This is a genomic window from Nocardia sp. NPDC024068, assembly GCF_040638875.1.
Taxonomy (GTDB): Bacteria; Actinomycetota; Actinomycetes; order Mycobacteriales; family Mycobacteriaceae; genus Nocardia.
The window spans coordinates 349,359-374,449 of the sequence record NZ_JBEZYU010000002.1 but is presented as its reverse complement, the minus strand read 5'-3'; the positions used below and the strand labels follow the sequence as shown (position 1 = coordinate 374,449).

Sequence of the window (25,091 nt, the reverse complement as noted above, 5' to 3'; positions counted from 1 at the left end):
CGCCGGTGTGCCCGCGGGGCGCCCCGGCAGCGGGATCACCATCCGGCAACGGTGCCGTCACCGTGGATCAGGAGATTGGCGAGACTGGCGAAGATCGGCAGTCCGGTCTTGATCTCCAGATACGCGAACTGACCCTGCGGATTGACCTCGAGGAAATAGTGTTGACCGTCGAGGCCGACCCGCAGATCGACGACGCCGAAACTCAGCCCGAGCGCCCCCATGAGCGTCGCCAGTGATTTGCTGACGGCCGCGGGCAGGCGGCTGGGGGAGAAGCCGACCGAGGTGTCCAGCCGGGAATCCACCTGTCCCGCGCCGGCGCGCGAATCGATGCGCACCACCCATTCGTGCCCCTCCACCCACACCACGCGCAGATCGCATTCCGGTTCGATATAGCGCTGGAAGATGGTCGGCGACCATCGGATACCGCCCAGCCGGTCCATATCGGCGGATTCGAGCAGGCGGGTCTCGGAGAACTCCGCGCGTGAGGTACCGGTCCGTTTGAAAACGACAGGCGTCCCGCAGGATTCGGCGAACGCCCGGGCCTCGTCGGGGTCGTTGGTGATCACCGTCTCCGGGACCGCGCATCCGGCCCGCAGCGCCGTATCCAACTGGACGATTTTGCGGTGGGCGATCCGGTCGTGACCCGGTTCGTTGACCCACCGGGCCGGTAGCGACCACAGCAGTCCCTGGACGAAACCGTCGCATTCGGCCTGCCGGTAGGCATCGTCGTCGGAGCGCACGCCCACGGGAACATCGCTCGGATGGGGACGTCGCCACCACACGGCCGTGACCTCGTCGAGCCCGGAGATACCCGCCAGCGATCTGGTGGCACCCGATCTGTCGATCCGGACCGTCCCCGATTCCCGGGGGAAATCGCGCAGATCCAGTCGTAGCGGTCCGTCGGCATGATGTTCGCGCAGCGCCGCCTCCATGGCGGCCGCGTGGAGATCGTCGGCCTCGGAGACGATGAGGACCCGTCCCGGATACCGGGTGCCCACCGATGCCCGCTCAGTCGCTGCTGTCGCAGTGGATATCGTGCCGGCCCCCGTGGCGTGCCCTGGTGTGGGTACGGGTGAAGGCGGTGGGGTGCGCGGCGTCGATGTCGAGCCCGGCCGCCCAGGTCGCCGCGAGGCGGTGGAGCTGGGCATCTCCGAATGTCTCCGACGGTGGGGCCGCGAGCGTCATCGGCCGGTCCGCGATATCGATTCGCAACCGCCGCGTGAAATCGGCGGTCGCACCCGCCCGGATATCGACCAGAACGGCGCCGGTGGGCGTCTCCGCACGCCGCCCGGAATCGCGGATCGCGAGCACATCGCGGCGCAGGAAGGTCCACGTCCCGTCGGCGACCCGTACTCGGATGTCGTGGTCGGATTCTCCGACCAGAAAGCCGGTGATTGTCGCGACCGCACCGGATTCCGGTGCGTCGAGGAGGTGGATCGCATCGGTCATCGAGGATTCTCCGATCTTGCTCGCAGTGTGCCATGACCCGATCGCGTCCGGATCATAACGCCGTACCGAATGCGCGGCATCCAGTATCGCCGAATTATCACCGGTGAAATCATTGATCTTGTTTAGCGATTCCGCCGGGCGGCGTGCAATTTCCGGCCGACGGGAACATTTTTCCGGGCAGGTGAATATTTGCCGGGCGCATGCACCGGCGGTCAGAGCCCGAGCAGGTCCGGCCGGGACGCCAGTTCACGCAATCGGCCGGCGGGATCGGCGAGCAGGCGCCTGGCATCCAGATCGAGCAGTCCCCCGACCACCCCCACCTCCGCCGAGAGAGTGCCGTCCACGCGGATCATCTCCTGCCGGATGCGGAAGGTCTTCCCGTTACCCCAGGCGAATTCGCATGTCACCCGGAACTCGTCTCCGCCGCGCAGTTCGCGCCGGTATTTGATGGTGCTCTCCAGCACCACCGGACCCACCCGGGCGGCTTGGAGTTTGTCCGGCTGCAACCCGGCCGCCAGCAGGAATTCCCAGCGTCCGTGTTCGGCGTACTGCATATACACCGCTTGATTCACATGGCCCAGGGCGTCGAGTTCGTAACCGCGCACGGTCACGGGGACAGAGAAGGTCATAGCGGTGCGAACCCGCCCGGTGTCACCGTTGTTCCCGGTTCAGCGACGCTGGGCATTGCGTTCGTGCCACCACCGCGGCGCGTCGACGAAGTGGTTGTCGTATTCGTCCTGCGACGCGGCGAGTTCGTCCAGGGTCGCCTCGCCGCGTGCGATTCGCTCGAGCAGGCGGAAGTAGCCGAAACGCTGGACGCCGGGCATGAGAGCGATCAGGATGCGGGCGCCGCTGTCCGGGGTGGCGCCGAAGGCGTGGACGGTGGTCTTCGGCGCCACCGCGCATCCGCCCGCACCGACGGTGACGAAGCGGTCCCCGGCCATCAGCTGCAACTCGCCCTCTGCGACATAGAAGAGCTCGTCGGACAGGGTGTGGAAATGCGGTCCCGCACCGTCGGCGCCGCGATCCATGGTGACCTCCAGGGTGCTCACCGCGCCGTGCGCCGGTTCGGCGTCGATGAGCAGCCGCATGGTGACCGATTCGGTGCGCAGCGTCTCGGCCGTGTCGGGCTGCCGGACGGCGAGCGAGAGCGGGCTGGTGTTCATGGCTACTCCCAGTGATTCGCTTGCGAATAATTCGGTACCGAACTATATCTGGGCGAATAGAATTCTGTCTATGTCCGCACGCGAAACAGATGCGATCGACGCCATCGAACGGCAGTGGAGACGGGAACGCCCGGACCTGGATCTGGCGGCGATGGTGGTCTTCGGCCGTCTCGGCAGGCTGGCGGTGGTCGCCGAACGGGAGATCGAAGCGGTGTTCCTCGTCCACGGGCTGCGGCGCGGGGAATTCGATGTGCTGGCGGCGCTGCGCCGGGCGGGCGACCCCTTCGAACTCAACCCCTCCGCGCTCGCCGACACCCTCATGCTGTCTCGCGCGGGCATGACAGGGCGTCTGGACCGGCTGGAATCGGCCGGTTACGTGCGACGTATCGCGGACGCCGTCGACCGCCGGGCCGTGCGGGTCGCGTTGACAGGCGCGGGCCGGGAATTGGTCGATACGGTGGTCACCGAGCATATCGCCAACGAGACACGCATGCTGGCGGCACTGACCGCGGCCGAACGCCGGGAATTGGATCGGCTGGCCGGAAAGCTTCTCACCGCACTGGAATCCGGGAGCTGAGGGCGCCGGCGAGGTGCGCCGAGATCAGGCGCGGCGGCGGACCGAGGCCTCCACCAGGTCCAGCACGGCCGTGAGGTTCTCGTTCGTATGGCCGGAGGCGATCCGGGCGATGAGGCCGTCCAGCACCAGATCGAGATAGCCCAGCAGAACATCGGTGGGCACATCGTCACGTAACGCGCCGGCGGCCTTCCGGCGTTCCAGCCGGGCCAGGGTCGCGGCGGTGAGTTCGGCCGACCGCTGGGTCCAGCCGGCCCGGAATTCGGGATCGGTGCGCAGGCGGCGGGCGATTTCGAGCCGGGTGCCCAGCCAGTTGTATTCCTGCGGGTCGGCGAGCATATTCCGCATCACCTGCACGATGCCCTGGTTGGCCGCTACCTCGGCCATCCGTTCGGCGTCGTCCTGGGCGAGGGCGAAAAACAGCGCGTCCTTGTCCCGGAAGTGATGGAAGATCGCGCCACGGGACAGGCCGATGGCCTCCTCGAGCCGGCGCACGGTGGCGCCGTCGTAGCCGAATTCGGCGAAACAGCGGCGCGCACCGTCGAGGATCTGGGAGCGCCGGGCGGCCAGATGATCGTCGCTGACCTTGGGCATCGGTCTCCTTCAACGGATATACGAACCCCGCGCGGTGATGTGCCGCGCGGGGTTGTCACGATTCGAGCGAGCGAACAAGTGGTGCCATTCGTACTCCCGCAACCCCGTGGGAGCGAGTCCTACGAGCGACGTTCGCGCCCGTCTCGTCGTTGCGGGCCCGAAGCGCATGCGCCGCAGGCGCGAGTCTCGGGCCCGCAACGACGAGACCTCAGGGGCGCGAACCCGCCGCCGGAGGCGGCGCAATCAAGCCCTGATCATGTTCCGCAGGACGTACTGCAGGATGCCGCCGTTGCGGTAGTAATCCGCTTCACCCGGGGTGTCGATGCGGACCACCGCGTCGAACTCGACTTTCGAGCCGTCGTCCTTGGTCGCGGTGACGTGGACCGTGGACGGCGTGCTGCCGGAGTTGAGCTCCTCGATACCGGCGATATCGAAGACCTCGGTACCGGTCAGGCCCAGCGATGTGGCCGATTCGCCCTCGGGGAACTGCAGCGGGATGACGCCCATGCCGATCAGGTTCGAGCGGTGGATGCGCTCGAAGGATTCGACGATCACGGCCTTGACGCCCAGCAGCCGGGTGCCCTTGGCCGCCCAGTCGCGGGAGGACCCGGAACCGTATTCCTTACCGCCCAGCACAACCAGCGGGATACCGGCCTTCTGGTAGTTCTGCGAGGCGTCGTAGATGAACGCCTGCGGGGCGCCGTCCTGGGTGAAGTCGCGGGTATAGCCGCCCGAGACGTCGTCGAGGAGCTGGTTGCGCAGCCGGATATTGGCGAACGTACCGCGGATCATCACCTCGTGGTTACCGCGCCGCGAGCCCAGGGAGTTGTAGTCCTTGCGCGCCACGCCGTGGGCGTCGAGGTAATCGGCGGCCGGGGTGCCCGGTTTGATGGCGCCCGCGGGGGAGATGTGGTCGGTGGTGACCGAATCGCCGAGCAGGGCCAGTACGCGCGCACCCTTGATATCGGCGACGGGCTCCGGCTCCATGCCCATACCGTCGAAGTACGGCGCCTTGCGGACGTAGGTGGAGTCGTCGGCCCACTCGAAGGTGTTGCCCTCCGGGGTGGGCAGGCTGCGCCACCGCTCGTCGCCCTTGAAGACGTCGGCGTAGGACTTGGTGAACATCTCCTGGCTGATCGCGGATTTGATGGTGTCGTCGATCTCCTGGGCCGAGGGCCAGATGTCCTTCAGGAACACGGGGTTGCCCTGGGTGTCCTTGCCCAGCGCGTCGTTCTCGAAATCGAAGTCCATCGTGCCCGCGAGCGCGTAGGCGATGACCAGCGGCGGCGAGGCCAGGTAGTTCATCTTCACGTCGGGGGAGATGCGGCCCTCGAAGTTGCGGTTACCGGAGAGCACCGCGGTGACGGTGAGATCGTTGTCGTTGACCGCCTTGGAGATTTCCTCCGGCAGCGGACCGGTATTGCCGATGCAGGTGGTGCAGCCGTAACCACCCAGGTAGAAGCCGAGCTTCTCCAGGTAGGGCCACAGGCCGGCCTTCTCGTAGTAGTCGGTGACGACCTGCGAGCCCGGCGCCATATTGGTCTTGACCCAGGGCTTGCTGGTCAGACCCTTCTCCACCGCGTTACGTGCCAGCAGGGCCGCACCGATCATGACCGACGGGTTCGAGGTGTTGGTGCAGGAGGTGATACCCGCGACCGCGACCGCGCCGTGGTCCAGGATGAACTCGCCGCGCTCCTCGGAGACGACCCGCACCGGCTTGGAGGGCCGGCCGTCGGAATTGACGGCGGCGGACTGGACGTCGACCGCACCGTCGTCGGCGAAGGACAGCGTGGCCGGATCCGAAGCCGGGAACGATTCCTCGACCGCCTCGTCCAGCTGGGAATGCGGCGTCGGGTGCTGATCCTCCACGTAGTTGTGAATATCCTTGCGGAACGCGATCTTCGACTCGTCCAGTGCGATACGGTCCTGCGGTCGCTTCGGGCCGGCGATGGAGGGCACCACGGTGCTCAGGTCCAGCTCGAGGTACTCGGAGTAGACGGGCTCGGCGGCCGGATCGTGCCACATGCCCTGTTCCTTGGCGTAGGCCTCGACGAGCGCCAGCTGCTCCTCGGTCCGGCCGGTCAGGCGCAGGTAGTTGACGGTTTCCTCGTCGATCGGGAAGATCGCCGCGGTCGAGCCGAACTCGGGGCTCATATTGCCCAGGGTGGCGCGGTTTGCCAGCGGGACCTCGGCCACGCCCTGCCCGTAGAACTCGACGAATTTGCCGACCACACCGTGCTTGCGCAGCATATCGGTGACGGTCAGCACCACGTCGGTGGCGGTGACGCCGGGCTTGATCTCGCCGGTCAGTTTGAAGCCGACGACGCGCGGGATCAGCATCGAGACCGGCTGGCCGAGCATGGCGGCCTCGGCCTCGATACCGCCGACGCCCCAGCCCAGCACGCCCAGGCCGTTGACCATGGTGGTGTGCGAGTCGGTGCCGACACAGGTGTCGGGGTAGGCCTGGCCGTTGCGGACCATGACGGTGCGGGCCAGGTATTCGATGTTCACCTGGTGCACGATGCCGGTGCCCGGGGGGACGACCTTGAAATCGTCGAAGGCGCCCTGGCCCCAGCGCAGGAACTGGTAACGCTCGCCGTTGCGCTCGTACTCGAGTTCGACATTGCGCTCGAAGGCATCGGCGCGGCCGAAGACGTCGAGGATGAGCGAGTGGTCGATGACCATCTCGGCGGGGGAGAGCGGATTGACCTTCTCCGGGTCGCCGCCGAGGGCGGAGACGGCCTCACGCATGGTGGCGAGGTCGACCACGCAGGGCACGCCGGTGAAGTCCTGCATCACCACGCGGGCCGGGGTGAACTGGATCTCGATACTGGGCTGGGCGCTGGGGTCCCAGCTCGCGAGGGCGCGGATGTGGTCGGCGGTGATATTGGCGCCGTCCTCGGTGCGCAGCAGATTCTCGGCGAGGACTTTCAGCGCGTACGGAAGTTTCTCGGTGCCGGGCACGGCCGCGAGCCGGAAGATCTCATAGGAGTTGCTTCCGACCTCGAGGTTGCCCTTGGCGCCGAAAGTATCGATACTTTTCGTCACGTCAGCTCCACTTGTCGGGTGTGCGGACGCCGTCGGCGGGGCTGTGCCGGCGGCGATACGTCTGTTGTCTGGCCTGAGGTCCGGCCCGCTGTGGCGCCGGTTCCCCGCGATTCCCAACCCTAACAGTACGCTTGTCCTGTGAAATTTCGGGGCCACGCCCGATGATCATCACGCGGCGCGTGGACCCGCGGATGCGGCGGGTGTGGGATAACCGTTCCTTCGTCGCGTAATCTGCTCTCGAGCTGGTCCGGGTTGCCGGGTTACCCCTACGGGTACCCCGGGCTCGCACCCAGAATCGGATTCCCCGTCGCCTCGCCTATCGATGCGGCTCGACCAGACCGGATGGAAGATGACCGTCACCCATACTTCGGCCTTCTCCCTCAAGGCCACCAAACTGCCGGACGGGTTCGACTCGGACACCATGCAGGAGGTTCGCGACGATCTCGCCGACAACGGGGTGGCCGCCCCCAAGGGCGACGAACAGGACGAACTGGCCGCTATCGTGAGCGATGCGCGGGAGCAGGGCATCGATCTGAGCATCGTCGTCCTCAGCGGCAATCCGGGCCATGATTCCGAACTGCGCGATCTCGCCACCGAGGTCGCCGGATTCCAGCACGGCACCGTGGCGGTATTCAGCGACGACTGGATCGGCACCACCAGTGATTCGATCACCCGCGTCCACCTGGAATGGGCCGAGGACAAGGCCAAGTTCACCGGTGGTGATACCGAAGAGGCCGCGCAGATCCTGGTCCACCGTCTCGAGCAGGAGCCGGCCATGGGCTGGACCGCGATCACCATGGCGTTGCTGGCCGGGCTGGTGCTGATCGTCGGCGGCCTGTACTGGATCAAATCCCGCCGTGGCCCCGAGGCGCTGTCCGGCGCGGGAACCGGCGACACCCCCGCGGAACCGGTCCGCGCCGCCGCCCCGCGATAACCGGGCGATCGCCGGTCTTCCGGACAAGTTTCCCGGCGCCGCCGAGGTTTCGGCGAACGCTACCGCGGGCATGATGCCGTATCGGTACGTATGGTCGACTGGAACGGGCGGTGACGGCCGCGACAGCGACTCCGCGGCCGGCGCCGGGTAGGAAACGGTCCGCGAAGGCGGCGAATTTCCCGATAGTGGAGCCGGTTGCGGCGAATACGGCCAGTACCTGGAATAGTTGTGACAGCACGCACAGGACCGAAGCGAAAGCGGGGATGTTGGTGACTTCGACGGACGGTGTCAGCGGGGCGGATCTGGCGAAAAAAACGCCGGAGGCCGCCTCGAACGCCCTCGAGCGTGACGTCGCGACCCTGGAAAAAGCGATCTACGAGGTGAAGCGGGTCATCGTCGGACAGGATCGCCTGGTCGAGCGGCTGCTCGTCGGCGTGCTGGCCAAGGGGCATGTGCTCCTGGAAGGCGTCCCCGGTATCGCCAAGACGCTCGCGGTGGAGACGTTCGCCAAGGTTGTGGGGGGCTCGTTCTCGCGCGTCCAGTTCACCCCCGACCTGGTGCCGACCGACCTCGTCGGGACGCGGATCTACCGCCAGGGGCGGGAGGAGTTCGATACCGAGCTCGGTCCGGTGGTCGCGAACTTCGTCCTGGCCGACGAGATCAACCGCGCTCCGGCCAAGGTGCAGTCGGCGCTGCTCGAGGTGATGGCCGAGCGGCATGTGTCGATCGGCGGTAAGACCTACCCCATGCCGGATCCGTTCCTGGTGATGGCGACCCAGAACCCGATCGAGAGCGAAGGCGTGTACCCGCTGCCCGAGGCGCAGCGCGACCGTTTCCTGTTCAAGGTGGTCGTCGACTATCCCTCGGTCGAAGAGGAACGCGAGATCATCTACCGGATGGGCGTCACCCCGCCCCAGGCCGAACGGATCCTGGAACCGGCGGAGCTGCTGCGATTGCAGAAACTGGCCGCGAACACCTTCGTGCACCATGCCCTGGTCGACTACGTGGTCCGGGTGATCTCGGCCACGCGCACGCCGGCCGAGTTCGGTATGCACGATGTGGCGAGCTGGGTGTCCTACGGCGCCTCGCCGCGTGCCAGCCTCGGCATCATCGCCGCCGCGCGGGCCGTCGCGCTCATCCGTGGCCGCGACTATGTGGTGCCACAGGACGTGATCGAGGTGATCCCGGATGTCCTCCGGCACCGCCTCGTGCTGTCCTACGACGCCCTCGCCGACGAGGTCAGCCCGGAGGATGTGATCCAGCGGGTGATGCAGACCGTCGGACTGCCCCAGGTGGCGCCGCAGGCCGTGGCGCCGGGCGCGCCGGCCTCGGCGGAGAACGGTAACCGCAGGCCCGCCCCGCCCCAGCCCGCTCCCGCGCCTCAGGTCCCGCAGACCGCCGGCACGAACCAGACCCAGTGACCCGGCCGTCGGATCCCCGCGCCCGAGTGCCCGCGCCCGACCACGCACCACCGTCGTTCCGGTCCGGCGAACTGACCGATCCGCATCTGACCGCCGCGCTGAAAACGCTCGAACTCACCGTGCGGCGGCGGCTCGACGGTGTTCTGCACGGCGACCATCAGGGCCTGATCCCCGGTCCCGGCTCCGAGCCGGGGGAGGCGCGCGCCTATCAGCCCGGCGACGATGTACGCCAGATGGACTGGTCGGTGACCGCCCGCACCACCCACCCGCATGTCCGGCAGATGATCGCCGACCGGGAACTGGAGACCTGGATGGTGGTGGACCTGTCCGCCAGCCTGGACTTCGGCACCGGCGCCTGCCAGAAACGGGATCTGGCCGTGGCCGCCGCGGCCGCGGTCACCCATCTGACCATGGGCGGCGGTAACCGGATCGGCGCCGTCGTCGCTACCGGTGAACAGCTGTTGCGGATTCCGGCCCGCAGCGGGCGGGTGCACGCGCAGTCGCTGTTGCGTGGTATCGCCACCACACCGCACCCGCGCGACGGGGTGCGCGGTGATCTACACGGCGCCATCGAATCGCTGCGCCGGCCGCAGCGCAAACGCGGGCTCGCCGTGGTGATCAGCGACTTCCTCGGCGATATCGGCTGGCAGCGTTCGTTGCGTGCCATTTCCGCGCGCCACGAACTGCTGGCGGTCGAGATCCTCGATCCACGAGATATCGCGTTACCGGATATCGGTGACGTGGTCCTGCACGACCCGGAGACCGGGCGCACGCGCGAATTCAGCGTCACCCCGCAGCTGCGCGCCGACTATGCGGCGGCCGCGCAGCGGCACCGGCAGGAGGTCGAGCAGACCCTGCGCAGTTGTGGCGCCCCGGTGCTGACCCTGCAGACCGACCGGGACTGGATCGCCGATGTGGTCCGGTTCGTTTCCACCCGGCGCCACAGCCTCGGCGCCTCGACCCCGCGGGTGCCACGCCAGTGAGTATTTCGAATTTCGCCGCACCGATCTGGCTCGGATTTCTTGCTGTTGTTCTCTTACTCGCGCTCGGCTACCTGCTCGTGCAGCGCGGTAAGCAGCGGAACATGTTGCGGTTCAGCAATATGGAGCAGCTGGAGAAGGTCGCCCCGAATCGGCCGAGTTTCTGGCGCCATGTGCCGATCGTGCTACTGATCGTGGGCATGGTGTTCTCCACCATCGGTGCCGCCGGTCCGACCGCCGAGCAGAAGGTGCCGCGCAACCGGGCGACGGTGGTGCTGGTCATGGACGTATCGCTGTCCATGGAGGCCACCGATGTCTCGCCGAACCGTCTGCAGGTCGCCCAGGAGGCGGCCAAGAGCTTCGCCGACGGGCTCACCCCCGGGATCAACCTGGGCCTGGTCACCTATGCCGGTACCGCCTCGGTACTCGTCTCGCCGACGACCGATCGCGGATCGGTGAAGGCGGCGATCGACAACATCAAACTCGCCGAACGCACCGCCACCGGTGAAGGGATCTTCACCGCGCTGCAGTCCATCGAGACCCTCGCCTCGGTGCTCGGCGGGTCCGAGACCCCGCCGCCGGCGCGGATCGTGCTGATGTCCGACGGTAAGCAGACCGTCCCGGATTTCGAGGACGTCGACAATCCGCGCCACGAATTCGTGGCCGCGCGGCTGGCGAAGACCAAGAAGATCCCGGTATCGACCATTTCGTTCGGCACGAAATGGGGTGTCGTGGAGATCCCGCGCGAGGACGGCGGCACCGATCAGGTCGATGTGCCGGTGGACGACGAGGCGATGCAGGAAATCGCCCAGCTCTCCGGTGGTGAGTTCTATACGGCGTCGAGTCTGCAGGAGCTCTCCAGCGTGTACGACACCCTGGAAGAGCAGATCGGTTACGAGGTGACCAGAGGCGACGCCAGCCGTCCGTGGTGGCTGCTGGGCCTGCTCGCCACGCTGGCCGGAGTGGTGGTCGCGCTCGTGATGCGGCAGCGACTGCCCTGATCCGCGCGCCGCGCACACCGTCGGCAGTCCGGGCCGGGTTCGATCGAACCCGGCCCGGATTCGTTCTCCCGCTTTGTCCGGGGTGCACAAAACGACCGCGGAATTATCGGTGGACGTCCATGAGAGCCGCCCGGGCGGCGCCAGGTAGGTTGTCCCCATGTCGAACTTCACACCACGTTCGGTCCTGGTGACCGGCGGTAACCGGGGCATCGGTCTCGCGGTGGCCCAGCGTCTGCACGCCGACGGCCACAAGGTGGCGGTCACCCATCGCGGTTCGGGCGCCCCCGAGGGCCTGCTCGGGGTGAAATGCGATGTCACCGACAGCGAATCGGTCGATCAGGCCTTCGCCGAGGTCGAGGCGCAGCAGGGCCCGGTGGAGGTGCTGGTCGCCAACGCCGGTATCACCGATGACACCCTGCTCATGCGGATGACCGAAGAACAGTTCACCAAGGTCGTGGACGCCAACCTCGCCGGTGCCTTCCGCTGCGCCAAGCGGGCCAACCGCGCGATGCTGCGGGCCCGGTGGGGCCGGATGATCTTCCTGGGTTCGGTGGTGGGACTCGCCGGCCAGGCCGGGCAGATCAACTACGCCGCCTCGAAGGCGGGTGTGGTCGGGCTGGCGCGTTCGATCACCCGTGAGCTCGGTTCGCGGTCGATCACCGCCAATGTCGTCGCGCCCGGGTTCATCGAAACCGATATGACCAAGGACCTGCCCGAAGAGATGCGGGATATGGCGAAGAAGTTCATTCCGCTGCAGCGGATCGGGAAGCCCGAGGATGTCGCGGCCGTGATCAGCTTCCTCGCCTCCGAGGACTCGGCCTACGTCTCCGGTGCCGTCATCCCGGTCGACGGTGGTATGGGTATGGGGCACTGACCGGCCACGGTCACCGAGCACGGCGAAATACGACACCAGAATCCAGGGAGAACCGAGAACTCATGGGCGGATTGCTCGAAGGCAAGACGATCCTCGTCACCGGCATCATCACCGATGCCTCGATCGCGTTTCACGCGGCGGCGATCGCGCAGAAGGAAGGCGCCCGGGTGATCATCACCGGTCTCACCGAGCGCCTGCGCCTGATCGACCGCATCGCCAAGCGGCTGCCCGAAGAAGTGCCCCCGGCGATCGGCCTCGATGTCACCAGCGACGAGGATCTGCGCAAACTGCCGGACGCGCTGCGTGAGATCGCGCCGGAGGGGATCGACGGCGTACTGCATTCGATCGCCTTCGCCCCGAAGACCCTCATGGGCCCGGCTGCCGTGCCGTTCCTCGACGGACCCGCCACCGACGCCGCGAAATCGTTCGAGATCTCCGCGTGGAGTTATGCAGCACTGGCCCGGGCCGTGCTGCCGGTGATGAACGAGCGCGGGTCGATCGTCGGGATGGATTTCGATCCCCGGACCGCGATGCCGTACTACAACTGGATGGGCGTCGCCAAGGCCGCGCTGGAATCGGTGAACCGGTATGTGGCGCGGGAAGTCGGCTACGCGAAGAAGATCCGCTCCAACCTGATCGCGGCCGGACCGGTCAAAACTCTCGCCGCCAAGGCGATCGCGGGCACGGCCACCGATGACGCCAAACAGCTCAAGCAGCTGGACACCTACTGGGACGGCGCTTCGCCCATCGGCTGGGACGGCGGGGCCGAGGTGGTCGGCAGGTCGATCGTCGCGCTGCTGTCGGACTGGCTGCCCGCGACCACCGGTTCGATCATCTACGTCGACGGCGGCGCCAGCCACAACACCTGGTTCCCCGAGAACATGCCGTCGAACTGACCGACGCGGGAGGAGAACACCGTGGCCCGCGCGGCCGACGCACTGCTGCTGCTGTCCTTCGGCGGGCCCGAGGGCCCCGACGATGTGATGCCGTTCCTGGAGAACGTGACCCGTGGGCGCGGTGTGCCCCCGGAACGGCTCGCCGAGGTGGCGGAACACTATCTGCACTTCGGCGGCGTATCACCGATCAACGCGCTCAACCGCGACATCATCGCGGCGGTGGAGCGGAACCTGGCGGTGGCCGGACTCGATCTTCCGGTCTACTTCGGTAACCGCAACTGGCATCCACTGGTCGAGGACACCGTGGCCCGCATGACCGCCGACGGTGTCGGCTCGGCGCTGGTGTTCCCGACCTCGGCCTGGGGCGGCTATTCCGGTTGCCGGCAGTACGACGAAGACATCGTCCGGGCGCGTGCCGCGGTGGGTGAGGGTGCGCCGGAACTGGTGAAACTGCGCCAGTATTTCGATCATCCACTGCTGGTCGCGGCGTTCGCCGATGCCGTACGGGTGGCGGCCGCGGCGTTGCCGCCCGAGCGTCGCGACAGCACCCGGTTGGTGTTCACGGCGCATTCGGTGCCGGTGGCGGCGGATACCGCGGCCGGACCCCCGGACGGCGGCGGCCACCTCTACAGTCGCCAGGTCGCGGAATCGGCCCGGTTGTGCGCGGCCGCGGCCGGTTTCACCGACTACGACGTGGTCTGGCAGTCGCGGTCCGGGCCGCCGCGGATCCCGTGGCTCGAGCCGGATATCGTCGATCATCTGGAAACACTGCCGGACAAGGGTTTCGACGCCGTGATCGTCTGCCCGGTGGGCTTCGTCTCCGACCATCTCGAGGTCATCTGGGACCTGGACAACGAAGCCGCGGTCAAGGCTGCGGAACTCGGGATGTCGTTCGCCCGGGCGGCCACGCCCGGCACCGATCCGCGGTTCGCCGAAATGGTGGTCGAATTGATCGGTGAACACCTCGGCGCGGTCACACCGCGGCGACTCGGTGCGGTGCCCGGGTACGGGTGCACGCGCGATGGCGCTCCGTGCGCCGCCGACTGTTGCGCGCCACCGCGTCGCCCCGCCGGTCGGTGAACCGGGCGGCTTCCGTCGGTGGTGCGTGGAAAGCGGGGACTTGTGGTTTCCCAGCCGGGTCCGGCGTCCTCGGATCAATAGTCGAGGGCGTGCTCCGGCTGGCAGACGCGCATGGGCGAGGGTAGATAGCGGACGATGGCGTCCAGCAGCCCGGCGATATCGTCGCGGCACCGCGCCGGGTCGCACAGCACCGGGACGGCCTCACCGATGCGCGTGACGCGGCGGATGCGATCGTGCAGCTGCTCGGGCGGGATCTGCTGCCCGCCCGTGTCCGTCCGCTGTTCGCCGTCCTGTTCCATGACGGCCGCGGTGAGGTGACGGTATTCCCGCTCCGCCGCTGCCCAATGGCTTCCGCGGAACCCGGCGGCCATCGGTTCGAGAGCCCACATCGATACCAGATCCATGACACCGTCGAACCGGGGGCCGATGCCCAGGGGGAGGTGCAGCGTCAGCGGCCGCGCTCCGCGCGTATCGGCGATCGCCCGCACGCAGCGCTCGAAGTCGGCGCCGGGGCGATCGAGTCCGGTCACCAGGCACAGGCGTGCGACCTGGTGGTCGTCGGCCATCCGCAGGATCATTTCCGGCCGGGGGCAGCCCGGCGCCGCGGCGTTCAGGACCACGACCACCCCGTCGGCCACCCGGATCGAGCGTTCCAGATCCGCGATGGCCGCGCCGCCCGGCAACTCGGAAACGCGAATCGTGTGCTCGCCGCCGTCCGGCACCCGATGTGTCACGGCGGCCGTGCCGGAACCGGCGTCCCGGCCGAGCAGACGCCGGACGACCCGGGTCGTCTCGGCCGGTTCCCCGGCGATCGTGACGTTTCGGATCGACTGTAGGTCGACGGCTCTGGTACCCATCGTGGTCAACCGTACCTCCGCCGAGAGGTGCGAGGAGGCGAATTCCGCGCAGAAATAGAACGTGTTCCTGGCCCAAAATAGAACGTGTTCCTATAGTGTCGGGGCTGTGCAGAAGGAACAACGCCCGGCTATACCGGATTGGTTCACCACCGACGACGGCGCGCCGCGCCTGGTGGGAAGCCGCTGCGATGTGTGCGGCACACCGTACTTCCCGCGGAACACCCTGGCCTGCCGGAACCCGCAGTGTGCCGGTCCGAAGGACGGCTCGGAACTGTCCGAATATCTGTTCTCCACGCGTGGCCGGATCTGGTCGTACGCGGATGCCCGGTACAAACCACCGCCGCCCTATGTCTCACCCGATCCGTTCGAGCCCTACGTCGTCGCGGCGGTAGAGCTCGAGGTCGAGCAGATGGTGATTCTCGGGCAGGTCGTACGCGGTCTCACGGTGGACGACCTGGCCGTCGGGATGCCGGTGGAGCTCACCCTCGGCGTGCTGTACACGGACGAGGAAGCCGATCACACGGTATGGATGTGGAGGCCGGTCGATGACGAACAGGTCTGATCGCGATATCGCGGTCCTCGGTGCGGGTATGCACCAGTGGGGCAAATGGGGACGCAATTTCGTCGAATACGGACTGGTAGCGGCCCGTGCGGCGCTGGCGGACGCCGGCGTGGACCATCGCGACGTCGGCTACATCGCCGGCGCGGACACGATCCGCAACGGATATCCCGGCTTCGTCTCCGGCGCGACGTTCGCCCAGGCGCTGGGCTGGTCGGGTGCGCGGATCTCGAGCAGTTACGCCGCCTGTGCCTCGGGTGCCCAGGCCATCGCCAACGCCCGGGCCCAGATCCTGGCCGGGCTGACCGATGTGGCGCTGGTGATCGGCGCGGACGCGACCCCCAAGGGTTTCTTCCAGCCGGTCGGGGGCGAACGCCGCGACGATCCGGACTGGTTGCGTTTCCATTTGCTCGGTGCCACCAACCCCATCTATTTCGCGCTCTATGCCCGCCGCCGGATGGCGCTGCACGGCGCCACGCTCGACGACTTCGCCGCGGTGAAGGTGAAGAATGCCAGGCACGGATTGAACAATCCGTACGCCCGGTACCGCAAAGAGGTCTCGGCCGAGGACGTCGCGTCCTCGGCCGTCGTATCGGACCCGCTGCGACTGCTCGATATCTGCGCGACGAGCGACGGCGGAGCGGCGCTGGTACTGACATCGGTGGACTACGCGCGCCAGCGCGGTATCAGTGACCCGGTCCGTATCCGGGCCCTGTCGACGGTGACGCCCACGTTCCCGAAAACTGTTGTCGACCTGCCCGATTTCGCGACGGACTCGGCCGTGGCCGTCGAACCCCCGCCGCAGACGTTCCGTTCGGCCATCGCGCAGGCCGCGTACGAGGAAGCCGGACTCGGCCCCGCGGACCTGTCCTTCGCGGAGGTCTACGATCTGTCCACCGCGCTGGAATTGGACTGGTACGAGGATATCGGTCTCTGCGAGCCGGGTGGCGCCGAGGCACTGCTGCGCAGCGGTGCCACCACGCTGGGCGGACGCGTGCCGGTGAATCCCAGCGGTGGGCTGGCCTGCTTCGGTGAGGCGATCCCCGCGCAGGCCATCGCCCAGGTCTGCGAGCTCACCTGGCAGTTGCGCGGACAGGCCGACCACCGTCAGGTGGAGAACGCCACGGCCGGCATCGCGGTCAATCAGGGGCTCTTCGGCCACGGCTCGGCGATCATCGCCGCCCGCTGAACCCGGCGTCTCCCGGCCGCGCGCCCGTGCGGCCGGGAGACGAGCCCGGCCCCACGCGAAATCGGTACCCCGGCCGGTGATCCGGTGGAGGCCTGCCGGCTCAGCGCGATTGTGGTGCGGCGGTATGCGCCGCGACGAGGCGGGCCGCGCGGATGGCGTCCCACAGGGGACGCAGCAAGGTCTCGTGCGCGGTGGCGGCACTCGCCGAGGTCGGCGCGGAAGCAGGTTCACGCTGGGCGACCGTGAGGATCGCGGCCACATGATCGGCCGTATCCAGTATGCGTTTGGCGCGTAGCGGTACGCATTCGGGGTAGGTGTGCCGGGAGTAGTCCGCGAGTTCGGCCTCGATGAGTTCCCGGGGGTCCGCGTCACCGGCGCCGAGACCGGTGGTGTGCAGCCGCATGAGTGCGTCCGCGGCATCGCGCACGGCTTCGCGCATGGCGTATTCGGCTTCGCCCAGCGTCATATCGGGCCCGCCGGTCCGCGGCATCGGCACCCCGTACACGGTCCACTGGAGGGTGTCCTCGTCGGTGAGATACGGGATAAGGCCGGTGCCGTCCGCGCCCGGTACCCCGATGAGAATGCCCTCCTCGGCCTCCACCGCGTCGCTGGCGAAGGCGGTGCCCACCGGCAGCCCGCGTACATCACCGGGTACCGGGAGTACCAGCCGCAATTCGGCACCGGGTACCGCCAGGGCCTCGCGAATCATCTTGAGCAACGGCATCACCGCGGTGCCCGGCGGCCCACCCAGTGCGGACCACGGCACGTCGGTGCGTCCGCCGGTGATCGGATCACCGGCCGCGAGGGTGTGCCGGGGTGCCCACGCGTGCAGCGCCTCGAGGACGTCGTCGGGCGCGCTGCGACCGGCGAGCCACGAACCGGCCCACAGTGTGAGGGTGGCACTGGGAGAGCACATAATCATCGAGCATAAAGGGTGTCGGCAACCGGCGGGCAGCGTCTGCCGAGGCCGTTTTCGCGGGTTAGAATGGTTCCCCCGGTTCGGTCACGAAGTCGATCAGACGCTCCACCGCGCCGAGCAGCGGAGCCTCCAGATCCCGGAACGACCCCACCGCCGCATACACCCGGCGCCAGCCGTCCTGCGGTGTGCCCCATCCGAGTTGCCGGCAGACACCGGTTTTCCAGTCCTCGCCGCGCGGTACCCGCGGCCACTGCCCGATGCCCAGCGCGGTGGGCTTCACCGCCTGCCACACATCCACATAGGGATGCCCGGTGACGAGAACATGCTCGCCGAGCCCGGTGGTGAGATGGGTCTCCTTGGATCCGGTCACCAGGTGGTCCACCAGTACACCGACCCGTCGCCCTGGTCCGGGACCGAATTCGGCCAGCCGGGCGGCGAGATTGTCGAGCCCTTCCAGATGCTCCACCACCACGCCCTCGACCCGCAGATCGTGCCCCCACACACGTTCCACGAGCGCCGCGTCGTGCACCCCTTCGACCCAGATCCGGCTGGGCGCGGCGACTTTCGCGCGCAGGCCTTCGACGCGGGTGGAGCCGGATGCCGACCGTACGGGCCTGCCCGGCGGGGCCGCCTTCGGCCGCACCAGGGTCACCGGTTCGCCGTCGATGAGGAACGCCGCCTCGCGCAGCGCGAACAACCGAACCGCGCCCCCGGCGTCGGCCAGTTTCACGAAATCGCCGTCGTAGGTCCGGTCGAACCCGACCACCGCGCCGCAGAAACCGCTGGCCGCGTCCTCGACCACGAGGTCGGTCTCCGCGGTGACCCGGGGGGCGGTGCGTCGCGCGGTACGCGGATGGCCGGAGAAGATATCGCCGTATCGATCGCTCACCGGGCCGAACGTAGCGCACCGGTGCCGGTCGCCGCCGCTATCGGTGCCGGGTGTCGCCGGACCGCCCGCATACGCGGGGACGGCGCACTAGGCTGGTTGCGTGGCCGCAATTGTCTGGTTGGTCGCCGGTGTTGCGCTGGCGGCGACCGAGGTGTTCGTCGGGGAGTTGACCCTGCTGATGCTGGGCTCGGCGGCGCTGCTCACGGCGGGGGTGAGCTTCCTGGCCGGGACCCCGGTCGTCGTCGACGCGGTGGTCTTCGCTGTGACGGCTGTGGTACTGATGCTGGGGGTCCGGCCGGTTCTGTTGCGGCGCTTCGGCACTCCGCCACCCACCCTGACCAATGTGGACGCGCTCACCGGTAAGACCGCGCTGGTGCTCGAGCCGGTGGGCGAGCACGACGGCCGGGTCAAATTGGGCGGGGAGGTGTGGTCGGCCCGCGCGCTGGATCCGGCCGAGGAATACCCCGAGGGTACGACCGTGTACGTGATGAAGATCGACGGCGCGACCGCTGTCGTCTGGAAAGGGCCGTGATGGCTGCATTGATCGTCGTCATCGCACTGGTACTGCTGGTGGCAGTGGTGGTGTTCAAGTCGATCGCGCTGATCCCGCAGGCGGAGGCGGCGGTGATCGAACGACTCGGCCGATACGCCCGGACCGTATCGGGACAGCTGACGTTCCTGGTGCCGTTCGTGGACCGGATCCGCGCCAAGGTGGATCTGCGGGAACGGGTGGTGTCCTTCCCGCCGCAACCGGTGATCACCCAGGACAACCTGACCCTGCAGATCGACTCGGTGGTGTACTTCCAGGTGATGCAGCCGCAGTCGGCGGTCTACGAGATCTCCAACTACATCGCGGCCGTGGAACAGCTCACCGTCACCACGCTGCGCAATGTGGTCGGCGGGATGACGCTGGAGGAGACGTTGACCTCCCGCGACCAGATCAACAACCAGCTGCGCGGGGTGCTGGACGAGGCCACCGGGCGCTGGGGTCTGCGTGTGGCGCGGGTCGAGCTGAAATCCATCGATCCGCCGCCGTCGATCCAGGAGTCGATGGAGAAGCAGATGAAGGCGGACCGCGAGAAGCGCGCCATGATCCTCACCGCCGAGGGCACCCGCGAATCGCAGATCAAAACCGCCGAGGGCGCAAAACAGGCCCAGATCCTGTCGGCCGAGGGCGCGAAACAGTCGGCGATCCTGTCGGCCGAGGGGGAACGTCAGAGTCGTATCCTGCGCGCCCAGGGCGAGCGGGCCGCCTCCTATCTGCAGGCGCAAGGTCAGGCCAAGGCGATCGAGAAGGTCTTCGCCGCCATCAAATCCGGGAAGCCCACACCGGAACTGCTGGCCTATCAGTACCTGCAGACACTGCCCATGGTGGCGCGCGGCGACGCGAACAAGGTGTGGCTGGTGCCCAGCGATTTCGGCAAGGCACTGGAAGGGTTCGCGAAGAATTTCGGCACCCAGGGCGAGGACGGCGTCTTCCGGTACGAGCCGCCGTCCGGTGAAGAGGTCGGTAAACCCGAGGACGATTCCGAGGAGGTCGCCGATTGGTTCGATACCAGCACCGATCCCGCGGTGGAACGTGCCGTACGTGCCGCGGAATCGGTGGCCCGCACTCCGGTGGATACCGCGGCGCCGGTGACCACCACGAAACCGGCCGCCGACCCGGGTCCGCCGGCAGTGGACCCGCGGCAGTAGAGGTGGCACCGCAATACCGGCCCGGGCCGGTATTGCGGCAGTAGCGGTGCCCGACCGGCAGCCGCGCGGGCGCGACTGCCGGATTCTCCGATCGCCGCGCATCCCGCCGATGTCTGGTAGATAATCGAAACCCTCTGCTGGACATGAGCATCGGGGCATGGTGACGACACGTCGCGCGGTACTGGGGGCGCTGGCCGGCCTGCCGTTGCTGGCCGCCTGCGCGCCCGATGTACTGCTCGGCGATCGCGGTGCCGTACGAATCGCCGTCTCCTGGAGCGGGCTCGAGCTGGCGGCGTTCCGCTCGGTGCTCGACGCCGCGGGCTCGCCCGAACCCGTCGAGGTGGTGCCCCTGGGTGACGAGATCGGGACCGCCCTCACGGCCCGGGGACGGTCGGCCCCCGATATCGTCATGCTGCCGCAGGCCGGGCAGGTCCGGGCATCGGCGGCGGCCGGGCGGCTGCGGGAGCTGCCCGGACATCTGTGGTCCGATCCGCGTGGACCGCGGTACGCGGAGTACTGGCGACAGCTGTGCCACCTCGGTGACCGGCCGTACGGAGTGCCGTTCAAGGCGAGCGCTAAATCGCTGGTCTGGTACGACCGGGAGGCCATCGATGCGGCCGGGCTGGGTGATCCGGTCACCTGGACGGTGCGTGACTGGCTCGACGGCGTACGGGAACTCGCGGGAGCCCCACGCCGGCTGCTCGCGCTCGGCGCCGCCGACGGCTGGGTTCTGACGGACCTCTTCGAGAACTTGCTGCTGGCCGAATCTCCGGCGGTATACCGTGATCTGGGCGGCGGGACGCGGGACTGGGATGTTCCCGCGGTGCGCACCACCTTCGCGCGGCTCGGCGGGTTCTGGGGTATCCGGTCCGGGCTGGCGGGCGGGGTGGGAACCACGCTGACCCGGCAATTCGCCGATGCCGTTCGCGATGTATTCGAACACCGGCGGGCGCTGGCCGTCGCGGCCCCGGATTTCGCCGAACCGGTGGTGCGTGACGCGTTGCGCCGGAGCGGGCGCGGTGCGGACAGTGCCGCCGTGGTGCCGTTCCCGATCGCGGCCCCGGGCGGGGCGAACCCGCGGATCGTCGGCGGTGATGTGATGGTGCTGACCCGGTCGGCGGGCCCCCGCGCGGAGGCGGTGGTCGCCGCGCTGGCGGCGGACCGGGCCCCGCTGCCGTGGATCGAGGGATCCGGCGGGTTCCTCGGGCCCCACCTGCATACCCGCGCTCATTATTCGCGATGGTCGGCGACCGCCGCCGAATCGTTGTCCGAACGGCCGGAATTCGATCTGTCCGACCGGATCGGCGCGGTTGGCGGCCGGGACGGATTGTGGCGCGTGCTCACCGATTTCCTGATCACCGCGGGAGACAGAGGCGGCGACGTCGCCACCGCGACCGCGACGGCCGTCGCGACGCTGGGCAGGTTCGAACGGGGCTGGAGATGAGCGGGGCACCACCGGCATTCGAGGCGCACCGCCTGCGGATCGAACTGCCCGTCGCACGGATGCGGGGCCCCTTTGTCCCCGGCCGGCCGCCACCGCGCGGGATCACGGTCGTCGCCTGCCTGCCCGCTGTGCTGCTGCTGGCCCTGCTGGTGGTGCCGACCTCCGCAACGGTTGTCCTGGCGGTACGTACCAGCCTGTGGCCGGTGGTGGGATGCCTGATCGCCGCCGCGGCGTTCGTGGCAGCTCTGGAAGTGGCCCGCCGGAACGAGCCCCGGAGTCTGTGGGCACTGCCGGCGCTGGTAGGGGTGGTCGCACTCGGCGCGCTGTACCGGTCGGATGAATCGTATGCGCGCAGCCTGGGCTGGATGGCGTTCGCGGCCGCGCTGCTGATCGCGGCGATGCTGCTGGCCTGGTGGAGCCGCCACAGCCGGGGGCTGTGGCTTCCGCTGATCGTGCCGTTCGGTATCTCGGCGGTGGTCTCGGGTGTGGCGTTCCGGTTGATCTTCCAGTTCTCCGGTGCCCGGCTGGGCTTCGACGCCTTCCCGGGATACCGGGCCTGGTTCGTGGCGATGCTCGGCTCGGCATTCCTGTGGACCTGGCTGGGTTTCCTGATCGGCGTGTTCCGGGCGGGAATCCGGGCCCTGGAACGCGATCCGGTGCGCTGGACCCTGCTACAGGAGAAACCGGGTGCCGTGCTGTTCTGGCGGCTGTTCACACTGCAGCGGCCGATAGTCCTGGTGGCCGGGCTGGTGGTGGGCGTCGCCGCGGCCAGGGTATTCGATGTGGTGTTGATCGGTGTCCCGGGTTCGGTGCAGTACCAGGTGGACAGCGCCACCGTGTCCTGGTGGCGGCTGGCCACCGATCCCGCGACCGCGGGCGATGCCGCGGTGTACGCGCTGCCGCTGGCCGTGCTGGTGGCGGTGGTCGCCTGGGCGCTGCAGACCGATCTCCGGGACCGCCGCGCCGGGTTCCCGGCCGGCGCGCATCCCGGTGACGGTCGTCCTGCCGCACCGGCCGGCGGTGTGGCAGCCCGGGCCCGGACGCTGGTCATCGGCGCGCTCTCGGTCGCGGCGGTGATACCGCTGGTGGTGCTGGCGGTGGTGGCGATGCGCGGCCCCGACGGCTGGGCGGCGTCCGCTTTCACCGATGTCTGGCGGGATCGGTGGCTCTGGCACTCCCTCGAGGCCACCTTCTGGGTGGCCCTGCTGGCGACGATCATCGTGGTGGCGGCCGCGGCGCCGCTGGCCTATCGGCTTTCGGTGGCGCCCGCCGGGTGGCCGGCGCGCGCGACGGTCAGCGCGCTGGTGGTGCTCGCGGTGCTGCCGGTGCAGGCCTATCTGGGTCCGCTCGATATGTTCATCGACGATCACGGCCTCTCCGGTACCCGGGTGCCCCTGGTACTGGTCCACGCCGCCGCGGGATTGCCTATTGCGGTACTGATCCTGCGCGGCGCGGTGGCAGCGCCACCGGGAAGCCCGGCCGCCGATGCGCTGCGCGGGCTGGCCGCGCCGGGCACGATCAGCCGCCGCTTGCTGGGATCGGCGGCTCCTGCCCTGGTGGCCGTGGCGGTGCTCGAATTCGTGCAGGTCTGGAACGATTTCATCGTCGGTCTGCTGATCAGCGGTGCCGGGGCGTCGCCGTGGTCGCTGCTGCTGTGGGGCGGGGCCCGGCAGTTCGGGGAGAACGCGGCGCAACTGGCCGCAGGTTCGCTTATCGCGGCGTTGCTGCCGGTTTTCCTGGTGCTGGCGACCTGGCGGCGCTGGATCGTGCCCGGATTGACCGGTGGAGTCCTGCGATGAGGGAGATGCCCCGAGTGCCGGGGGTGCTCGGCGGGCTCTCGGTGGTGGCCTCGGCGCTATTGCTGGAATTGGGCCGCAACCTGGTGATGAACTCGTTCGGTGAGGGCTCGGAAGTGCAGGTCCTGGCGTCCGGGCTGCGCTGGCTGGCGGTGCTCGTCATCGCGCTGGCCCTGCTGTACACCGGCTACCGGGTCATCGCGGATCGGCGGTCGGGCGTGCGCCGGGCCTATCGCCGTAGCCTGCTCGACGGATTGGACGGGCCCCCGCCGTCCGATTCACCGGCGGTGGCGCGGGAGCCCGAGCCTGCGCCCGGCGGTCATGCAGCCGACGGCAATGCGGTCGCCGCGGCCCTGCGGGAGCTGCCGGTCTTCGATTACGACGCCGCGACGGTGCACGCGATTTTGACCGCGATGGGGATGGAACAGGTGCCGGCTGCCCAACCGGTGCCGCCGGTGGCGCCGGCACCCGCCTTGGTGGAACCATGGACCGCTGCCGGCCTGCTGGCCAACCTGGTGAGAGGCGAGGTGCTCGAATGCTACGAGCGGCAGCGCTACCGGATCGTCCGCGCCCCGTGGGAACCGGCCCGGGCGATCGTCCTCGCCGGTGCCCTCTGGCAGGCGGCGCTGTTCGCGCTGGTGTCCCACACCGCCGACAGGGCGGCGGGTTGGGCCGCCGGTATGACGACCGCTGTTCTCGCACCGCGCGCCCGGCGCTGGTTCGCCGTGGAGGAGAAGTGGCTGCGTGAGATCGTCGCGAACTGCTGCAACGATGCTCTCGTCGTGGCAGCCGTTCCGCCGGCCACCGCCGTCCAGCTGGTCCGGATCGGCGACGCACTCGATGTCTGGTACGCGCTCGGAGGGGACGGCGTCGACGAGGAGAGCGGTGTCGACGGGGACGGCGGTGCCGAAGAGGACGGCGGCGAGAAACATACCCGTACCGTGGCGCGGGAGCTGATGAAGCTGGGTCCGGTGAAACTCGGCGGCCACTACACGGCGATGCGGTTGCGGGCGAAGGTACTCGAAGGCGCGGTGCCCCGCCGATGGCCCCCGTGGTGGCGCACGACCGGCATCGGCGCCCGTGCGGAACACGCGAACGGTCTCACCCTGCTGGAAACTGCCACCAGCCCACCGGAGGTGTCGAAGGCAGTGGAACGGCTGCGGGAGGCCTGGTGGCGGTTACCGCGGGAGGATGCCGCGAGTCAGGTCCGGGTACTGACGGCTCTCGCCGTCGCGTATATCCGCCTGGGCCGGGTGGACGCGGCGCAGGATCGTCTGGAACTGGCTGCGCTGCGCGCCCGCGACGACGAGGACGGCGACGGGTGGGCCCGGGCGCAGGAACTCACCGCGGCGGTCTACTGGTCCCGCGGTGAACCGAGGGCGGCGTTGCGCTGCTGGCTGCGTGCGCTCACGACCTATCGCGATCTGGCCGATGACCGCGGTATCGGCCGCACCCTGCAACACCTCGGCGGCGCGGCATTGAAAGTACCGGAACACGCGGATCTGCTTCTCGTCGGCGATGGGGCGCCGGGAGAAGCGGAGGTTTACTGGTGTGCGCACGGCTGGCTGGCCGAGGCTCTTCGCCGCAACCCGGACGCGGCCTACGCGCAGGACTATCACGCCGACGCCGCGGAGCTGCGCGGTGGTGCCGATGCCCCCGCGATGGACCGGTGGCCGCCCGAGGCGCGTGATCCGGCGGAGCCCGATCGCGGCTGACCGGCGGCCGG

Annotated in this window: 24 protein-coding genes; 15 read left to right on the top strand and 9 right to left on the bottom strand. The window is 68.6% G+C overall.

What is annotated here, in order from left to right; all coding sequences use genetic code 11:
* Positions 1 to 35 precede the first annotated feature (35 nt).
* The 4 genes from AB0F41_RS04435 to AB0F41_RS04420 all read right to left on the bottom strand — a co-directional run bounded on the left by AB0F41_RS04435 (position 36) and on the right by AB0F41_RS04420 (position 2,615).
* Positions 36 to 998 (bottom strand): hypothetical protein, encoded by a 963-nt coding sequence (locus AB0F41_RS04435; protein WP_357421283.1) that lies wholly within the window; start codon positions 996 to 998, stop codon positions 36 to 38.
* 10 nt (positions 999 to 1,008) lie between these two features.
* Complete coding sequence (locus tag AB0F41_RS04430) at positions 1,009 to 1,449, bottom strand: hypothetical protein (protein WP_357421282.1); 441 nt, start codon at positions 1,447 to 1,449, stop codon at positions 1,009 to 1,011.
* A gap of 212 nt (positions 1,450 to 1,661) precedes the next feature.
* The gene (locus AB0F41_RS04425) at positions 1,662 to 2,078 is read right to left on the bottom strand and encodes an acyl-CoA thioesterase (RefSeq protein WP_357421281.1); all 417 of its coding nucleotides are present in this window, start codon (positions 2,076 to 2,078) and stop codon (positions 1,662 to 1,664) included.
* Between the two features lie 39 nt (positions 2,079 to 2,117).
* Positions 2,118 to 2,615: a cupin domain-containing protein gene (locus AB0F41_RS04420; protein WP_357421280.1), complete on the bottom strand. Its 498-nt coding sequence runs from the start codon at positions 2,613 to 2,615 to the stop codon at positions 2,118 to 2,120.
* Positions 2,616 to 2,685: 70 nt separating this feature from the next.
* On the opposite strand from AB0F41_RS04420, the gene AB0F41_RS04415 reads away from it, so the two are divergent.
* The gene (locus AB0F41_RS04415; RefSeq protein WP_357421279.1) at positions 2,686 to 3,192 is read left to right on the top strand and encodes a MarR family transcriptional regulator; all 507 of its coding nucleotides are present in this window, start codon (positions 2,686 to 2,688) and stop codon (positions 3,190 to 3,192) included.
* A gap of 24 nt (positions 3,193 to 3,216) precedes the next feature.
* Here AB0F41_RS04415 and AB0F41_RS04410 read toward each other — a convergent pair whose 3' ends face one another.
* On the bottom strand, positions 3,217 to 3,783 hold the full coding sequence (locus AB0F41_RS04410; RefSeq protein ID WP_357421278.1) for a helix-turn-helix domain-containing protein: 567 nt from the start codon (positions 3,781 to 3,783) through the stop codon (positions 3,217 to 3,219).
* A 243-nt stretch (positions 3,784 to 4,026) separates the two neighbouring features.
* On the bottom strand, positions 4,027 to 6,831 hold the full coding sequence (acnA, locus tag AB0F41_RS04405) for an aconitate hydratase AcnA (protein ID WP_357421277.1): 2,805 nt from the start codon (positions 6,829 to 6,831) through the stop codon (positions 4,027 to 4,029).
* A 349-nt stretch (positions 6,832 to 7,180) separates the two neighbouring features.
* Here acnA and AB0F41_RS04400 point away from each other — a divergent pair, with 349 nt between their 5' ends.
* The 7 genes from AB0F41_RS04400 to AB0F41_RS04370 all read left to right on the top strand — a co-directional run bounded on the left by AB0F41_RS04400 (position 7,181) and on the right by AB0F41_RS04370 (position 14,017).
* The gene (locus AB0F41_RS04400; RefSeq protein WP_357421276.1) at positions 7,181 to 7,765 is read left to right on the top strand and encodes a DUF6676 family protein; all 585 of its coding nucleotides are present in this window, start codon (positions 7,181 to 7,183) and stop codon (positions 7,763 to 7,765) included.
* A gap of 263 nt (positions 7,766 to 8,028) precedes the next feature.
* Positions 8,029 to 9,186: a MoxR family ATPase gene (locus tag AB0F41_RS04395; protein WP_357421275.1), complete on the top strand. Its 1,158-nt coding sequence runs from the start codon at positions 8,029 to 8,031 to the stop codon at positions 9,184 to 9,186.
* 26 nt (positions 9,187 to 9,212) lie between these two features.
* On the top strand, positions 9,213 to 10,169 hold the full coding sequence (locus AB0F41_RS04390) for a DUF58 domain-containing protein (protein WP_357421274.1): 957 nt from the start codon (positions 9,213 to 9,215) through the stop codon (positions 10,167 to 10,169).
* Positions 10,166 to 11,167, top strand: coding sequence for a VWA domain-containing protein (locus tag AB0F41_RS04385; protein WP_357421273.1), 1,002 nt, complete (start codon positions 10,166 to 10,168; stop codon positions 11,165 to 11,167). The genes AB0F41_RS04390 and AB0F41_RS04385 overlap by 4 nt, the downstream gene beginning before the upstream one ends.
* Positions 11,168 to 11,324: 157 nt before the next feature.
* Complete coding sequence (fabG1, locus tag AB0F41_RS04380) at positions 11,325 to 12,041, top strand: 3-oxoacyl-ACP reductase FabG1 (protein ID WP_357421272.1); 717 nt, start codon at positions 11,325 to 11,327, stop codon at positions 12,039 to 12,041.
* Positions 12,042 to 12,103: 62 nt separating this feature from the next.
* Entirely contained in the window at positions 12,104 to 12,937 is an 834-nt protein-coding gene (inhA, locus tag AB0F41_RS04375; RefSeq protein WP_357421271.1) for an NADH-dependent enoyl-ACP reductase InhA, read from the top strand.
* Positions 12,938 to 12,958: 21 nt separating this feature from the next.
* Positions 12,959 to 14,017 carry a ferrochelatase gene (locus AB0F41_RS04370; protein WP_357421270.1) on the top strand — a complete coding sequence of 353 codons (1,059 nt, stop codon included), beginning with the start codon at positions 12,959 to 12,961 and terminating at the stop codon, positions 14,015 to 14,017.
* A 74-nt stretch (positions 14,018 to 14,091) separates the two neighbouring features.
* On the opposite strand, the gene AB0F41_RS04365 is transcribed toward AB0F41_RS04370, so the two are convergent.
* Positions 14,092 to 14,874 (bottom strand): GTP-binding protein, encoded by a 783-nt coding sequence (locus AB0F41_RS04365; RefSeq protein ID WP_357421269.1) that lies wholly within the window; start codon positions 14,872 to 14,874, stop codon positions 14,092 to 14,094.
* Positions 14,875 to 15,004: 130 nt separating this feature from the next.
* Between AB0F41_RS04365 and AB0F41_RS04360 the strand changes: the two genes are divergently transcribed.
* Both AB0F41_RS04360 and AB0F41_RS04355 read left to right on the top strand, forming a co-directional pair.
* Positions 15,005 to 15,436, top strand: coding sequence for an OB-fold domain-containing protein (locus AB0F41_RS04360; protein ID WP_357421437.1), 432 nt, complete (start codon positions 15,005 to 15,007; stop codon positions 15,434 to 15,436).
* Complete coding sequence (locus AB0F41_RS04355) at positions 15,420 to 16,622, top strand: lipid-transfer protein (protein WP_357421268.1); 1,203 nt, start codon at positions 15,420 to 15,422, stop codon at positions 16,620 to 16,622. The genes AB0F41_RS04360 and AB0F41_RS04355 overlap by 17 nt, the downstream gene beginning before the upstream one ends.
* A 100-nt stretch (positions 16,623 to 16,722) precedes the next feature.
* Here AB0F41_RS04355 and AB0F41_RS04350 read toward each other — a convergent pair whose 3' ends face one another.
* Both AB0F41_RS04350 and AB0F41_RS04345 read right to left on the bottom strand, forming a co-directional pair.
* Complete coding sequence (locus tag AB0F41_RS04350) at positions 16,723 to 17,538, bottom strand: hypothetical protein (RefSeq protein WP_357421267.1); 816 nt, start codon at positions 17,536 to 17,538, stop codon at positions 16,723 to 16,725.
* 64 nt (positions 17,539 to 17,602) lie between these two features.
* Complete coding sequence (locus AB0F41_RS04345) at positions 17,603 to 18,430, bottom strand: DUF3097 domain-containing protein (protein ID WP_357421266.1); 828 nt, start codon at positions 18,428 to 18,430, stop codon at positions 17,603 to 17,605.
* Between the two features lie 100 nt (positions 18,431 to 18,530).
* Between AB0F41_RS04345 and AB0F41_RS04340 the strand changes: the two genes are divergently transcribed.
* The 5 genes from AB0F41_RS04340 (at position 18,531) to AB0F41_RS04320 (ending at position 25,080) form a co-directional block, all read left to right on the top strand.
* Positions 18,531 to 18,962: an NfeD family protein gene (locus AB0F41_RS04340; RefSeq protein ID WP_357421265.1), complete on the top strand. Its 432-nt coding sequence runs from the start codon at positions 18,531 to 18,533 to the stop codon at positions 18,960 to 18,962.
* A complete protein-coding gene (locus AB0F41_RS04335) occupies positions 18,962 to 20,125 on the top strand; it encodes an SPFH domain-containing protein (RefSeq protein WP_357421264.1) in 1,164 nt (387 codons plus the stop codon). Before AB0F41_RS04340 ends, AB0F41_RS04335 begins: the two co-directional genes overlap by 1 nt.
* Before the next feature lie 157 nt (positions 20,126 to 20,282).
* Positions 20,283 to 21,569 carry an ABC transporter substrate-binding protein gene (locus tag AB0F41_RS04330; protein ID WP_357421263.1) on the top strand — a complete coding sequence of 429 codons (1,287 nt, stop codon included), beginning with the start codon at positions 20,283 to 20,285 and terminating at the stop codon, positions 21,567 to 21,569.
* A complete protein-coding gene (locus tag AB0F41_RS04325; RefSeq protein ID WP_357421262.1) occupies positions 21,566 to 23,368 on the top strand; it encodes a hypothetical protein in 1,803 nt (600 codons plus the stop codon). Before AB0F41_RS04330 ends, AB0F41_RS04325 begins: the two co-directional genes overlap by 4 nt.
* Positions 23,365 to 25,080 (top strand): tetratricopeptide repeat protein, encoded by a 1,716-nt coding sequence (locus tag AB0F41_RS04320; RefSeq protein ID WP_357421261.1) that lies wholly within the window; start codon positions 23,365 to 23,367, stop codon positions 25,078 to 25,080. Before AB0F41_RS04325 ends, AB0F41_RS04320 begins: the two co-directional genes overlap by 4 nt.
* Positions 25,081 to 25,091 lie beyond the last annotated feature (11 nt).

What these genes read in the sequence shown, in the direction of transcription:
- AB0F41_RS04430 (WP_357421282.1), bottom strand. Translation starts at nt 1,449, where the DNA reads ATGACCGATGCGATCCACCTCCTCGACGCACCGGAATCCGGTGCGGTC.
- AB0F41_RS04425 (WP_357421281.1), bottom strand. Translation starts at nt 2,078, where the DNA reads ATGACCTTCTCTGTCCCCGTGACCGTGCGCGGTTACGAACTCGACGCC.
- AB0F41_RS04420 (WP_357421280.1), bottom strand. Translation starts at nt 2,615, where the DNA reads ATGAACACCAGCCCGCTCTCGCTCGCCGTCCGGCAGCCCGACACGGCC.
- AB0F41_RS04415 (WP_357421279.1), top strand. Translation starts at nt 2,686, where the DNA reads ATGTCCGCACGCGAAACAGATGCGATCGACGCCATCGAACGGCAGTGG.
- AB0F41_RS04410 (WP_357421278.1), bottom strand. Translation starts at nt 3,783, where the DNA reads ATGCCCAAGGTCAGCGACGATCATCTGGCCGCCCGGCGCTCCCAGATC.
- AB0F41_RS04400 (WP_357421276.1), top strand. Translation starts at nt 7,181, where the DNA reads ATGACCGTCACCCATACTTCGGCCTTCTCCCTCAAGGCCACCAAACTG.
- AB0F41_RS04395 (WP_357421275.1), top strand. Translation starts at nt 8,029, where the DNA reads ATGTTGGTGACTTCGACGGACGGTGTCAGCGGGGCGGATCTGGCGAAA.
- fabG1 (WP_357421272.1), top strand. Translation starts at nt 11,325, where the DNA reads ATGTCGAACTTCACACCACGTTCGGTCCTGGTGACCGGCGGTAACCGG.
- inhA (WP_357421271.1), top strand. Translation starts at nt 12,104, where the DNA reads ATGGGCGGATTGCTCGAAGGCAAGACGATCCTCGTCACCGGCATCATC.
- AB0F41_RS04365 (WP_357421269.1), bottom strand. Translation starts at nt 14,874, where the DNA reads ATGGGTACCAGAGCCGTCGACCTACAGTCGATCCGAAACGTCACGATC.
- AB0F41_RS04355 (WP_357421268.1), top strand. Translation starts at nt 15,420, where the DNA reads ATGACGAACAGGTCTGATCGCGATATCGCGGTCCTCGGTGCGGGTATG.
- AB0F41_RS04350 (WP_357421267.1), bottom strand. Translation starts at nt 17,538, where the DNA reads ATGTGCTCTCCCAGTGCCACCCTCACACTGTGGGCCGGTTCGTGGCTC.
- AB0F41_RS04335 (WP_357421264.1), top strand. Translation starts at nt 18,962, where the DNA reads ATGGCTGCATTGATCGTCGTCATCGCACTGGTACTGCTGGTGGCAGTG.
- AB0F41_RS04330 (WP_357421263.1), top strand. Translation starts at nt 20,283, where the DNA reads ATGGTGACGACACGTCGCGCGGTACTGGGGGCGCTGGCCGGCCTGCCG.
- AB0F41_RS04325 (WP_357421262.1), top strand. Translation starts at nt 21,566, where the DNA reads ATGAGCGGGGCACCACCGGCATTCGAGGCGCACCGCCTGCGGATCGAA.
- AB0F41_RS04320 (WP_357421261.1), top strand. Translation starts at nt 23,365, where the DNA reads ATGAGGGAGATGCCCCGAGTGCCGGGGGTGCTCGGCGGGCTCTCGGTG.